The sequence below is a fragment of the Streptomyces sp. NPDC051940 genome, assembly GCF_040680895.1.
In the GTDB taxonomy this organism is placed as follows: domain Bacteria; phylum Actinomycetota; class Actinomycetes; order Streptomycetales; family Streptomycetaceae; genus Streptomyces.
In genome coordinates, this window is sequence record NZ_JBFAXR010000004.1 from 63,218 (window position 1) to 74,700 (window position 11,483).

10 protein-coding genes are annotated in these 11,483 nt (G+C 72.1%); 4 read left to right on the top strand and 6 right to left on the bottom strand.

Annotation, left to right across the window (positions count from 1 at the left end):
• The first annotated feature begins 32 nt into the window (after nt 1–32).
• On the top strand, nt 33–3,176 hold the full coding sequence (locus AB0M28_RS03195; RefSeq protein WP_365396830.1) for a M14 family zinc carboxypeptidase: 3,144 nt from the start codon (nt 33–35) through the stop codon (nt 3,174–3,176).
• Between the two features lie 69 nt (nt 3,177–3,245).
• Here AB0M28_RS03195 and AB0M28_RS03200 read toward each other — a convergent pair whose 3' ends face one another.
• The 4 genes from AB0M28_RS03200 to AB0M28_RS03215 all read right to left on the bottom strand — a co-directional run bounded on the left by AB0M28_RS03200 (nt 3,246) and on the right by AB0M28_RS03215 (nt 7,565).
• Nucleotides 3,246–4,325, bottom strand: a complete 1,080-nt coding sequence (locus AB0M28_RS03200; protein ID WP_365396833.1) for a hypothetical protein — start codon at nt 4,323–4,325, stop codon at nt 3,246–3,248.
• Nucleotides 4,326–4,335: 10 nt separating this feature from the next.
• Nucleotides 4,336–4,947 carry a TMEM175 family protein gene (locus tag AB0M28_RS03205; RefSeq protein ID WP_365396836.1) on the bottom strand — a complete coding sequence of 204 codons (612 nt, stop codon included), beginning with the start codon at nt 4,945–4,947 and terminating at the stop codon, nt 4,336–4,338.
• Nucleotides 4,948–5,095: 148 nt separating this feature from the next.
• A complete protein-coding gene (gene gcl, locus AB0M28_RS03210) occupies nt 5,096–6,895 on the bottom strand; it encodes a glyoxylate carboligase (RefSeq protein WP_365396839.1) in 1,800 nt (599 codons plus the stop codon).
• Between the two features lie 166 nt (nt 6,896–7,061).
• On the bottom strand, nt 7,062–7,565 hold the full coding sequence (locus AB0M28_RS03215; protein ID WP_365396842.1) for a MarR family transcriptional regulator: 504 nt from the start codon (nt 7,563–7,565) through the stop codon (nt 7,062–7,064).
• A 58-nt stretch (nt 7,566–7,623) separates the two neighbouring features.
• Between AB0M28_RS03215 and AB0M28_RS03220 the strand changes: the two genes are divergently transcribed.
• Nucleotides 7,624–8,472: a hypothetical protein gene (locus tag AB0M28_RS03220; RefSeq protein WP_365396845.1), complete on the top strand. Its 849-nt coding sequence runs from the start codon at nt 7,624–7,626 to the stop codon at nt 8,470–8,472.
• Between the two features lie 88 nt (nt 8,473–8,560).
• Here AB0M28_RS03220 and AB0M28_RS03225 read toward each other — a convergent pair whose 3' ends face one another.
• Nucleotides 8,561–8,986 carry a hypothetical protein gene (locus AB0M28_RS03225; RefSeq protein WP_365396848.1) on the bottom strand — a complete coding sequence of 142 codons (426 nt, stop codon included), beginning with the start codon at nt 8,984–8,986 and terminating at the stop codon, nt 8,561–8,563.
• A 163-nt stretch (nt 8,987–9,149) separates the two neighbouring features.
• Here AB0M28_RS03225 and AB0M28_RS03230 point away from each other — a divergent pair, with 163 nt between their 5' ends.
• Complete coding sequence (locus AB0M28_RS03230) at nt 9,150–9,443, top strand: metalloregulator ArsR/SmtB family transcription factor (RefSeq protein ID WP_365396851.1); 294 nt, start codon at nt 9,150–9,152, stop codon at nt 9,441–9,443.
• The gene (locus AB0M28_RS03235; RefSeq protein ID WP_365396854.1) at nt 9,440–9,829 is read left to right on the top strand and encodes a VOC family protein; all 390 of its coding nucleotides are present in this window, start codon (nt 9,440–9,442) and stop codon (nt 9,827–9,829) included. The genes AB0M28_RS03230 and AB0M28_RS03235 overlap by 4 nt, the downstream gene beginning before the upstream one ends.
• 66 nt (nt 9,830–9,895) lie before the next feature.
• On the opposite strand, the gene AB0M28_RS03240 is transcribed toward AB0M28_RS03235, so the two are convergent.
• Nucleotides 9,896–11,275, bottom strand: coding sequence for a nucleobase:cation symporter-2 family protein (locus AB0M28_RS03240; protein ID WP_365396857.1), 1,380 nt, complete (start codon nt 11,273–11,275; stop codon nt 9,896–9,898).
• Nucleotides 11,276–11,483: the final 208 nt, after the last annotated feature.

The window sequence follows — 11,483 nt, forward strand, 5'->3', positions numbered from 1 at the left end:
CGTTGAGACCTTGGGGGGTTGCCATGCGGCCATTGCGTACCACCGGAAAGATCGTGCTGGCTGTCATGGCCCTGCTTGCAGGGCTGACGTCGGCCGCTGCCGGATCCTCGCCCGCGCAGGGCGGGGACGGCTCCGACAGACTCGAGTTGTACAAGGCGACCGTCGATGCCGCCGCGCTGCAGGGTCTGCAGCGCCGCGGCTACGACATCGCGAACGTGAGACAGCAGGCCGGCGGCACCCAGGTGGAGCTGGTGCTGACCGACGCGGAGCGCGACCGGCTGCGGGGGCAGGGCATCAGCCTGACCCTGTACCGCGACGCGAAGGGCCGCACGCAGCGCGAGCGCGCCGCCGCGGAGGCCGCGGGCGGGTTCACCGTGTACCGGTCGTACGACGAGCCGGGCGGCATCCGCGACGAGCTGTACGACGTGGCGCGGAGCAATCCGGGGCTGGTGAAGCTGGAGGTGCTCGGCAAGACGGGCCAGGGGCGGGAGTACATAGCGCTGAAGGTGACGGCCGGCGCGCGCGGCGTCGCCGACGGGGCCCGGCCCGCCGTGCTGTACGCGTCCACGTACCACGCCCGCGAGTGGATCGGGACCGAGGTCAACCGCAGGCTCCTGCACTGGTACCTCGACCGCTGGCGGGCCGGCGACCCGTCGGTCAAGAGCCTGCTGCAGACCACCGAGCTGTGGTTCGTGCTGGTCCACAACCCGGACGGCTACCAGTACACGTTCGACCACGAACGGCTGTGGCGGAAGAACCTCCGCGACAACGACGGCGACGGTGTCATCACCGGCAGCGACGGCGTCGACCCCAACCGCAACCACTCCGAGCACTGGAACTACGACGACGAGGGCTCGTCGTCGCTGTTCCCCAGCCAGACCTACCGCGGCGCCGCGCCGGAGTCGGAGCCGGAGACCCGGGCGATGGCGGGCCTGTTCGACAGGGTCCCGTTCAAGTTCGCGATCAGCTACCACTCCTACGGTCCGCTGCTGCTGTACCCGCAGGGCTGGCAGACGCTGACGCCGTCCGCCGACGACCCGGTCTACGTGGCGCTCACCGGCCGCGACACCGACCCGGCGGTGCCGGGCTTCAACCCGGGGGTGTCGGCCGACCTGTACACCACGAACGGCGAGTTCACGGACTGGGCGCACGCCACGCGCGGCACGCTGGCGTGGACGCCCGAGCTGGAGGAGGGCTGCGCGGGCTGCGGCTTCGTCTTCCCGGACGACGAGAGCCTCGTCCAGGCCGAGTTCGCCAAGAACCTGGACTTCGCCCGCCGCGTGGCGCAGTCCGCGCTCGACCCGGACGACCCGGTCTCGCACATCGGTCTCGACACCAAGAACCTGTACGTCGACGAGTCGGCGATCGACCCGTGGAAGACCAACTGGCCCACCTCCGACCTCAGGGTCGACGTCTCCTACGCGGGCGGCTCGTCGCAGCCGGTCGAGGTGCTCGCCAAGCGGGCCGCGGGGCGGGTGACCCTCCACTACACGGTCAACGGCGGCCCGGAGCGCACCGCGAGCACGAAGGAGTCCCCGGACGGGGAGCGCTACGGGGGCAACAACGCCTACAACGTCTACTACCACTACCTGCGGGGCAGCATCCCGGGCCTGCACGTCGGCGACTCGGTCGCGTACTGGTTCACGGCGCGCCGGGACGCCACCGAGCACGTCGCGTTCGACGTGGTGGAGGACAGCGACGACGCCCGCGTGCTGATCGTGGCGGCGGAGGACCGCACCGGCGCCTCCACCTCCCCGGCGTACGCCAGCACCGACCCGGCGACGCCGAACCAGCTGTCGTTCTACGAGGACGCGCTCACCGCGAACGGCATCGGCTACGACGTGTACGACGTCGACGCCCGCGGCCGCCGGGCGCCCGACCACCTGGGCGTGCTGGGGCACTACGACGCCGTGGTCTGGTACCGCGGCAACGACGTGCACGTGCGCGAGCCCGGCTGGCCCGGCGGCAACGTCTCCCGCCTCGCCGTGGACGAGACGCTGGAGATCCGGCAGTACCTGAACGAGGGCGGCAGGCTGCTCTACACCGGCCAGTGGGCGGGCGCCACCGAGAACGGCGTCGGCGGCAACCAGCTCTACGACCCGGTGGCGAACGCGGCGTGCACGACCGGCGCGCCGGAGGTCCGGGCGCGGTGCCTGAACTGGGGTGACAAGAACGACTTCCTCCAGTACTACCTGGGCGCCTATCTGTACGTCTCCGACGCGGGCTTCGGCGCCGACGGCAACCCGTTCCCGGTCAACGGGGTGGCCGCCCCGTTCATCGGTCCGCCCGCCTCCGGCTGGACGCTGGGCGGCGGCACGAGCGCGGACAACCAGGTGCACAACGCCTCGTTCCTCGCCACCAGCGGACTGCTGGACCCGGGTACGTACCCGCAGTTCACCAGCTCCGTCGCGGCGAAGTGGGACCGCCCCGGCGGCCCGTTCGCGCCGCACACCGGCGACTTCTACGCGTCCTCGGGGATCGCCGACATCTCATACAAGCGGCTAGCGCACACCGTGGACGTGCCGGCGGGCGGGGCCACGGTGTCGTTCTGGACCTCGTACGACACCGAACCCGACTGGGACTTCGTGTTCGCCGAGGCCCACACCGTCGGCCAGGACGACTGGACGACGCTGGCGGACGCCAACGGGCACACGACCCAGAACACGGGGCAGAGCTGCCTCGCCGAGAACTCCGGCGGCTGGCGCACCCTGCACCCGCACCTGGACCACTACCAGACGCAGAACGGCGCGTCGGTCTGCGATCCGGCCGGCAGCACCGGGGCGTGGCACGCCGCGTCCGGCAACTCCGGCGGCTGGCAGCAGTGGCAGGTGGATCTGGGCGCGTTCGCGGGCAAGCAGGTGGAGGTCTCCGTCTCCTACGCGAGCGACTGGTCGAGCCAGGGTCTCGGCGTGTTCGTCGACGACTTCACCGTGTCGACGGGCCAGGGCACGACGTCCTTCGAGGCCGGTCTGGACGGCTGGACCGTCCCGGGGGCGCCGGCCGGCAGCTCCCCGAACTCGAACGACTTCGCCCGCATCACGTCCGCCGGCTTCCCGGAGGGACCGGTCGCCGTCACCTCCGACACGGTGTACTTCGGCTTCGGCCTCGAGGGCATCACCGAGGCCGCCGACCGGAACGAGGTGATGGGCAGGGCGATGGCCCACCTGCTGTCGTAACCGCCGACCCGCCGCGTGGTGTCCAAGCCACGGACGCCGCGCGGCGGTCCGGTCCCGGCGAGCCGGCTCTCAGGAGGCGTCCTCCCACCAGTCCGCGATCAGCCCGACCAGGCCCGCCACCCGGCGCAGCAGCGCCTCGGGGTCCGTGTCCCGGGCGTAGTTGGACGTGCCGACGTCGTCGCGGACCGCGCGGTCGAGGACGGCCGGCGCGAACCAGCTGTACTTGGCGGCTCCGCAGGCCTTCACAGCGGTACGGACCGCGTCCGGCGAACCCGTCCAGCCGCCGTCCGCCAGGCCCGCGACGTACGCGTCCACCGCCTGCTCGGCCAGCTCCGGCAGGAGGCCGGGGTCCATCAGGCCGTCGGTGAAGCTGTCGACGACGAGGTTCGCGATGTCCTCGCCCAGCGCGCCCTCTCCCACGAACGACCAGTCGAGGAGGACCGAACGGCCGTCGGCGTCGATCAGGTTCGCGGGCCAGACGTCGAGGTGGCACAGCGTCCGCTCGGCGGCCCGGGCCGCCTTGAGCGCCACACCGCGCTCGGCCCACAGCCGGCGCAGGCGCTCCCGTACGAACGCGGGCCAGACGGCCGCCCGCGGGTCGTCCCAGCGCGCCGGCGCGGGGTCGACGGACCGGCTCGGGCCCTCGGCGAGGTACGACGTCAGCCAGTCGCGCGACAGCCAGGGCGTGTCCGGCACCCGGCCGGCCCAGCGCGCCTGGCCGGCGCCGAGTTCGTACGCGAAACGGGCCAGTCTCGGCACGGTCCAGGCGAAGCCCTCGGCGCCGGACTCCTCGCCGAGCCACAGCTCGACCCGTCCGTCGTCCCGGTGGTGCGAGGCCAGCACCTCCGGGACGGTGACGCCGTCGAAGGCGGTGGCCGCCAGGCCGCTGGTGTAGGCGAGTTCCTCGCGCCGCCAGTAGTTCCAGTGGGCGGGGTCGTCGCTGGTGGGCCAGTAGAGGGAGGGGTCGCCGTGGGGCGGCGGGTTGTAGACCTTGAGGACGGCGGAGCCGGCCGTGCCCCGGATCCGCCAGATCCCGCAGGTGGCGTCGTTGTTGGTGTTGTGCCGCAGCACCTCGGCGGCGACGGGGTCGCCGAGGTGCTCCGGCACTCCGGCGGGGGTGAGGGTGTGGTCGTCGCCGAGATCCAGCATGCGGTTCAGCTTAGGCGGGCTGCTTCTCCGGCACCGGCAGCTGGTTGAACGCGTAGTAGAGCGCGAGCAGTCCGTGCACGGCGAGCGTGAGCGGCGCGGAGACGAACGCGAGGCCGACCGTGACCGGGTAGCCGATCGACCCGAGCGCGAAGCGCGTGCGCATCCGGCGGGCTGCGGCCGTGTCGACGCGGTCGTCGAACAGGTGGCCGGTGCGGGTGAGATGCCACCACAGCGCGGTGTAGGCGGCCGCCATCAGCACCATCACCCCGCTGTAGACGACGGCGGCGGTCCGGCCCGAGTCCCCGTCGCGGAGGTACTCGGCCATCATCGCGGCCGGCCAGGGCATCACCGCGACGGTCATCAGGAGGAGGAGGTTGAGGAAGAGCAGTACACGGTCGACGCGCTCGACGTAACCGAAGATCGTGTGGTGGTTGACCCAGGTGATGCCGATGACCAGGAAGGTGACGACGTAGGCGGCGTACGAGGGCCACTGGGCGCCCAGCGCGTGCCAGAGGCTTTCGCCGTGTTCTGTCTCGGGGACCTTGATCTCCAGTACGAGGAGGGTGATGGCGATGGCGTACACGCCGTCGCTGAAGGCTTCGACTCGGCCGGATTCGTTCATGAGGCGTCATCGAAGCAGAACTCGGGCCTCCCGAAGGGATGTTCGCTGTGAGATGAGCGGGACGGACCCCCGAAGGCGGGCGGCGCGCCCCCCGCGGCCGCGCCACCCGCCCCGTCCCGCTCCGGCTCAGGCCGTCACGCGCTCCACCTCAGGCCGTCACGCGCTCCGTCAGCGGGATGATCGCCGTCGGGGCGTGGCCGGGTTCCGTGGCCAGTTCCTCGAACTCCTTCACCGCGCTGATGTCCGCCGTCGGGCTCATCGCGATGTTGGTGATCCGCTCCAGGATCGCCTCCACGACGACCGGCACGCGGTGCTCGGCCGCCAGGCGCCTCGCCTCCGCGAAGGCGGCGCCCAGCTCGTCCGGGTCGGTGACCCGGATCGCCTTGCAGCCCAGGCCCTCGGCGACCTTCACGTGGTCGACGCCGTAGACGCCGATCTCCGGGGTGTTGATGTTCTCGAACTCCAGGTTGACCTCGAAGTTGATCTCGAGGCCGGCCTGCGCCTGGCGGATCAGGCCGAGATAGGCGTTGTTGACCAGGACGTGCACGTACGGGATGCGGTGCTGGGCGCCGACCGCCAGCTCCTCGATCAGGAACTGGAAGTCGTAGTCCCCGGAGAGGGCGACGACGGGCGTCGACGGGTCGGCGACCGCGGCGCCCAGGGCGGCCGGGATGGTCCAGCCGAGCGGGCCGGCCTGGCCGCAGTTGATCCAGTGCCGCGGCCGGTAGACGTGCAGCATCTGCGCGCCCGCGATCTGGGAGAGGCCGATGGTCGTGACGTAGCGGGTGTCGCGGCCGAACGCCTTGTTCATCTCCTCGTACACCCGCTGCGGCTTGATCGGGATGTCGTCGAAGTGCGTACGCCGGTGCATGGTGCCCTTGCGGCGCAGGTGCGACTGGATCCACTCGGTGCGGTCGGGCAGGCCGCCGGCCGCCTTCAGCTCCTTCGCCACCTCGACGAACAGCTCCAGCGCCGCCCCCGCGTCGGAGACGATGCCGTAGTCCGGGGCGAAGATCCGGCCGATCTGGGTGGGTTCGATGTCGACGTGCACGAAGGTGCGGCCCTCGGTGTAGACGTCGAGCCGGTAGCCGGTGTGGCGGTTGGCCCAGCGGTTGCCGACGCCGAGGACGAAGTCCGACTCCAGGAACGTCGCGTTGCCGTAGCGGTGGCCGGTCTGCTGGCCGACCATGCCGGCGTTCAGCTCGTGGTCGTCGGGGATCGCGCCCCAGCCCATCAGGGTGGGGACGACGGGCGTGCCGGTCAGCTCGGCGAACTCGACGAGCAGGTCGCAGGCGTCGGCGTTGATGATGCCGCCGCCGGCGACGATCAGCGGGCGCTCGGCCTCCACCAGCATGCGGATCGCCTTCTCCGCCTGGGCGCGGGTGGCGGCGGGCTTGTAGAGCGGGAGCGGCGCGTACGTCTCCGGGTCGAACTCGATCTCCGTCTGCTGGACGTCGATCGGCAGGTCGATGAGGACGGGGCCGGGGCGGCCGGAGCGCATCAGATGGAACGCCTCCTGGAAGACGCCCGGGACCTGCGCCGCCTCCAGCACGGTGGTGGCCTTCTTGGTCACCGGCCCGGCGATCGCGGCGATGTCGACGGCCTGGAAGTCCTCCTTGTGGAGCTTGTCCGTGGGCGCCTGGCCGGTGATGCACAGGATCGGGATCGAGTCGCCGGTCGCGGAGTAGAGCCCGGTGATCATGTCGGTGCCGGCGGGGCCGGAGGTGCCGATGCAGACGCCGATGTTGCCGGGCCTGGAGCGGGTGTAGCCCTCGGCCATGTGCGAGGCGCCCTCGACGTGGCGGGCGAGGGTGTGCGCGATGCCGCCGGCTTCCTTGAGGGCCTTGTAGAAGGGGTTGATCGCCGCGCCGGGCACGCCGAAGGCGACGTCGACGCCCTCGCGCTTGAGGATCTCCACTGCCGCTCGGGCGGCGGTCATACGAGCCATGCGCTTGCTCCCGCGTCTCTGGATATTCCGTATTACGGAAACTATGTTTTGCTATGTGAAAGCAATGTAGGCGCGCGCCGAGGCGACGGTCAAGGGGCGGCGATGACTGCGGGATCCGGGAAGGGAGCCGGGGCGGTCCGTCATGTCGTACGGACCGGGCGGCTCGTCAGGCGCAGGTGTCGGGGGTTTCCACTGCTAGGACCAGTTTGCGGAGGAGGGTCGCGAGTGTGGCGCGTTCCGCGGGGGTGAGGGGGGCGAGGAGGGCCAGTTCGCCCTCGTCCTCCGAGGTGAGCTGGCGTTCCAGGGTCGCGTTGCCCGGCGGGGTCAGGGCGACGTGGACGCGGCGGCGGTCCGCCGCGTCCGCGACGCGGGTGATCAGGCCCGCGTCCTCCAGCGGGGCCAGGCGGGCCGAGAGCGCGCCGCGGGTCAGGCCGAGCTGGTCGGCGAGCTCCGACGGGCTCGCGGTGTACGGCGGTCCCTGGCGGCGCAGTATCAGCAGGACCTTGAACTGCCACTGCCGCAGATCCCCCGCGGCCAGCGACTCGCGCCGCGTCGCGGCGATCCGGCGCCCGAGGAGCGCCAGCCGGGCGATGATCGCCTCCTTGACCGCGTCCAGACCGTCGATCTCCCGCGCCCAGACCGCCACGTGCCGGTCGACTGAGTCCTCCATGGCCACCCCCAAAGTAGTTTCCTTGTGGATAGTTTTTCGGATAACTACCGTCCCCCGCATGCCTGTTTCCCACCTCAACGAGGCCGGCGCGACGACCCGCGCCCACGTCCCGACCGACCGGATCACCACCACCGCCGTGGAGCTCGCACGAGCCGCGCGGTGGCAGAGCGCCGCGGCGCTCCTCGACTCCGCCGAGCCCGCGGACGCCGCGGACGAGGCCCGTATCGCGATCGCGGCGGCCGAAGTCGCCCTGGAGAGCGACTGGTTCGCCGGCACGTCACTCGCCCACGGGCGTATCGAGGCGGCGAGGGCCCGCTGCGCCGAGGCCGCGGAGCTGGGCGAGACCGAGCGCTGGGACCTGGCGTTCCTGGGGCTGCGGTACGCGTACGGCCGGCTGGTCCTGGCCGACGGGGCGTTCCACCCCGGCCCGGAGGGCAAGGACCCCGCCGCACTCACCGCCGTACGCACGCAAGGGCTGGAGCTGCGCGCATCGGCGCCCGACGGCGTACGACGGGGGTGGGCGGAGTTCTATCTCGGGGTCACCGCCGACAACCTCTTCGGCGAGCGGGACAGCGCCCCAGCGCACTACGAGGCGGCCCTGCACGCCGGGGACGGCCATGACGACCGCCTGGCCCGCGAGGCCCTGCGCCACCTCGGGGACCACGCCCTCGACGCGGGCGACCGTCCGCTGGCGCGGGCGCACTGGGAGCGGGCGACGGCTCTCGGGGCGCGGGCGGGTCTCGTCTCCGGCATGCTCACCCAGCAGTTCCTGCTGGCGGTCCTGGCCCGGGACGAGGGCGACGAGGCGGGCGCGGTGGCGCTGGCGGGCGAGATCGAGCGCTGGGCGCATGAGGTGGGCGCGGCACGCGTCGAGGCCCAGGCAGCGGCCTTCCGCGCGGGCGCGTGACGACGCGCGGGCGACGGGCCACGGCCCGGGCGGCGGGGGCGTAACGCCACCCGCCGCCCCCGCCACCCGCACGCCCCCGCAAGGGCGTTCACGCGTCGCAGAAACCGCTCTTCTTCAGCACCTCGTTGATCCCCTTGCCCTGCTCCTCCGAGATGTACATGTCGCCCTGCGCGAAGCGGTCCGCGGCGGCCTGGTCGAGACCGCCCTCCCCCGCCCGTATCGCCTCGCACTGCTCCCGGGCGGCGTCCATCGTCGCGTCCTCGTCGGCGCCGACCACGGCGGGCCCGACGGCCCGCAGCGCGTCGAGCAGCGCCTCCCGGTCCGAGCCGGACGCGGCCGGGGGCGCGGACGACGGCGCGGACGACGGCGCCCCCGACTCCCCGGGCGACTCGCTCCCCCCGGCTGCGGTCGTGGGCGTGGCCTCGTCGCCGCCCGTGCCGCCACCGCCACCGCAGCCGGTGACGGCGAGGAGCAGAGCGGCGGCGACGCCGACGACGGTGGTGCGGATGCGCATGGTCCCCCTCGGGATGATCGTGCTCGAGGGGCCCATCCTGCCCCCGCCGGGCGGCCGGGCGCCCGCGGTGTCGCCGTTCCGTGACAGGAGTCGCACCCGGTACGCACAGGCAAGCCGTCGCTTGCGCTTGATATGCAAGCCGCCACTTGCCTATGGTGGAGCCGTGGCAGACGAACTGTTCAAGGCGCTGGCCGACCCCACCCGCCGGCTCATCCTCGACGAGCTGGCGGAGCGGAACGGCCAGTCCCTGTTCGAGCTGTGCACCCGGCTCGCGACCAAGCACGGTCTCGGGCTGACCAGACAAGCCGTCAGCCAGCACCTCGCCGTGCTGGAGAGCGCCGGTCTGGTCACGGCCCGGCGCGAGGGCCGCTTCAAGTACCACGATCTGGACACCCGGCCGCTGCAGCGCATAGCGGCCCGGTGGCTCAGCCCGAAACCGCCGGAGGGCACCCCATGAGGATCCATCTGACCAGTGTGTTCGTCGACGACCAGGACAAGGCGCTGGCCTTCTACACCGACGTCCTGGGCTTCGTGAAGAAGACCGAGGTCCCGCTGGGCGAGGACCGCTGGCTGACGGTCGTCTCGCCGGAGCAGCCCGACGGCACGGAGCTGCTGCTCGAGCCCTCCGGGCACCCGGCGGTCGGCCCGTACCGGGCGGCGCTCGCCGAGGACGGCATCCCGCTCGCGTCCTTCGCCGTGGACGACGTACAGGCGGAGTACGAGCGGCTGCGCGGCCACGGCGTGCAGTTCACCCAGGAGCCGCTCGCGATGGGGCCGGTGACGACCGCCGTCTTCGACGACACCTGCGGGAACCTGATCCAGATCGTCCACAACGCAGGCTGACCGCGCACCGGTGGCCGGGGGCGTCGGCGTACCCCGGCCACCGGCCGTTCCGGCCGTCCCGGCCGCTCAGTGCGCCGCCAGCGGCGCGCCCTCCGCCACCCGCGCCCGCCGGCCGCGCAGATGGTTGAACGCCAGGTTCAGCACGATCGCCACCACGCACCCCGTGCTGATCCCCGAGTCGAGCACGACCAGCAGGTCCTTGGGGAACGCGTGGTAGAACTCCGGCGCCGCGATCGGGATCACCCCGATCCCGACGGAGGCGGCGACGATCAGCGCGTTGTCGCCGCGCTCCAGCGCCGCCCCGGCCAGGGTCTGGATCCCGGACGCCGCGACCGAGCCGAAGAGCACGATGCCCGCACCGCCCAGCACCGGCAGCGGCACCAGCGCGATGACGGAGGCGGCGACCGGACAGAGTCCCAGCAGGACGAGGATGCCGCCGCCCGTCGCGACCACGAACCGGCTGCGCACCTTCGTCATCGCCACCAGCCCGATGTTCTGCGCGAACGCGGACGCCATGAAGCCGTTGAAGAACGGCGCCAGCGCGCTGCCGAGGGCGTCGGCCCGCAGCCCGCCCTCCAGGGTCCGCTCGTCGGCGGGGCGGTCCACGATCTGGCCGAGGGCGAGCATGTCGGCGGTGGACTCCGTCATGCACACCAGCATCACGATGCACATCGAGACGATCGCCGCGACGGAGAACTGCGGCGCCCCGAAGTGGAACGGCGTCGGAAAGCCCACCAGGTCCGCGTCCCGGATCGCGTCCAGGCTCGTCATCCCCAGCGGGGCGGCGATCAACGTGCCGGCGACGAGGCCCAGCAGGATCGCGATCTGCTTGAGGAACCCGGTGAGCAGCCGCCGCAGCACCAGCACGATCACCAGGGTCAGCGCCGCCATCCCGACGTTGCGCAGCGAACCGAAGTCGGCCGCCCGGTCGTTGCCGCCCTGCGCCCAGCGGAAGGCGACCGGGAGCAGCGACAGCCCGATGAGGGTGATGACGGTGCCGGTGACGACCGGCGGGAAGAAGCGGACCAGCTTGCAGAAGTACGGGGCGAGGAAGAAGCCCAGCAGCCCCGCGACCATGATCGAACCGAAGATCACGGGGATCGCGTCGTCGGGGCGCTGCGACGTACCGATCGCGATCATCGGCGTCACTCCGGCGAAGGACACGCCGTTGACGAACGGCAGCCGTGCCCCCACCTTCCAGAAGCCGATGGTCTGCAGCAGGGTGCACAGACCGGCGGTGAACAGGGACGCCCCCATCAGGAAGGCGGTGTCCCGGGCGGACAGGCCGACGGCCGGCCCGACGATCATCGGCGGGGCCACCACACCCGCGTACATCGCGGCCACGTGCTGCAGTCCGCTGGTGAACATCCGAAGCGGCGGCAGGGTCTCGTCGACCGGATGCCTCCCGCCGTCGGCGGTGTCTTGCGCATTGCTCTGAGCAGGCACGGATGCCTCCTGTCGGTTACACGTGTACGAGACGTGGGTGTCAGGGAGGTGGTGCGCGGCCGCTCCGCGGCGGGGGGTTTCTCCGGGGCTCCGCCCCGGACCCCTTCGCCGTGTCGTGGCCGGGTCGTCAGCTGGTGCTACTCGTGGGGGCGGTGCCCGGGGCGTGCGAAGCGCCCCGGGCACGGCTGACCTGCGGAGCGGCGGTGTG

What these genes read in the sequence shown, in the direction of transcription:
- AB0M28_RS03200 (WP_365396833.1), bottom strand. Translation starts at nt 4,325, where the DNA reads ATGCTGGATCTCGGCGACGACCACACCCTCACCCCCGCCGGAGTGCCG.
- AB0M28_RS03205 (WP_365396836.1), bottom strand. Translation starts at nt 4,947, where the DNA reads ATGAACGAATCCGGCCGAGTCGAAGCCTTCAGCGACGGCGTGTACGCC.
- gcl (WP_365396839.1), bottom strand. Translation starts at nt 6,895, where the DNA reads ATGGCTCGTATGACCGCCGCCCGAGCGGCAGTGGAGATCCTCAAGCGC.
- AB0M28_RS03215 (WP_365396842.1), bottom strand. Translation starts at nt 7,565, where the DNA reads ATGGAGGACTCAGTCGACCGGCACGTGGCGGTCTGGGCGCGGGAGATC.
- AB0M28_RS03220 (WP_365396845.1), top strand. Translation starts at nt 7,624, where the DNA reads ATGCCTGTTTCCCACCTCAACGAGGCCGGCGCGACGACCCGCGCCCAC.
- AB0M28_RS03225 (WP_365396848.1), bottom strand. Translation starts at nt 8,986, where the DNA reads ATGCGCATCCGCACCACCGTCGTCGGCGTCGCCGCCGCTCTGCTCCTC.
- AB0M28_RS03235 (WP_365396854.1), top strand. Translation starts at nt 9,440, where the DNA reads ATGAGGATCCATCTGACCAGTGTGTTCGTCGACGACCAGGACAAGGCG.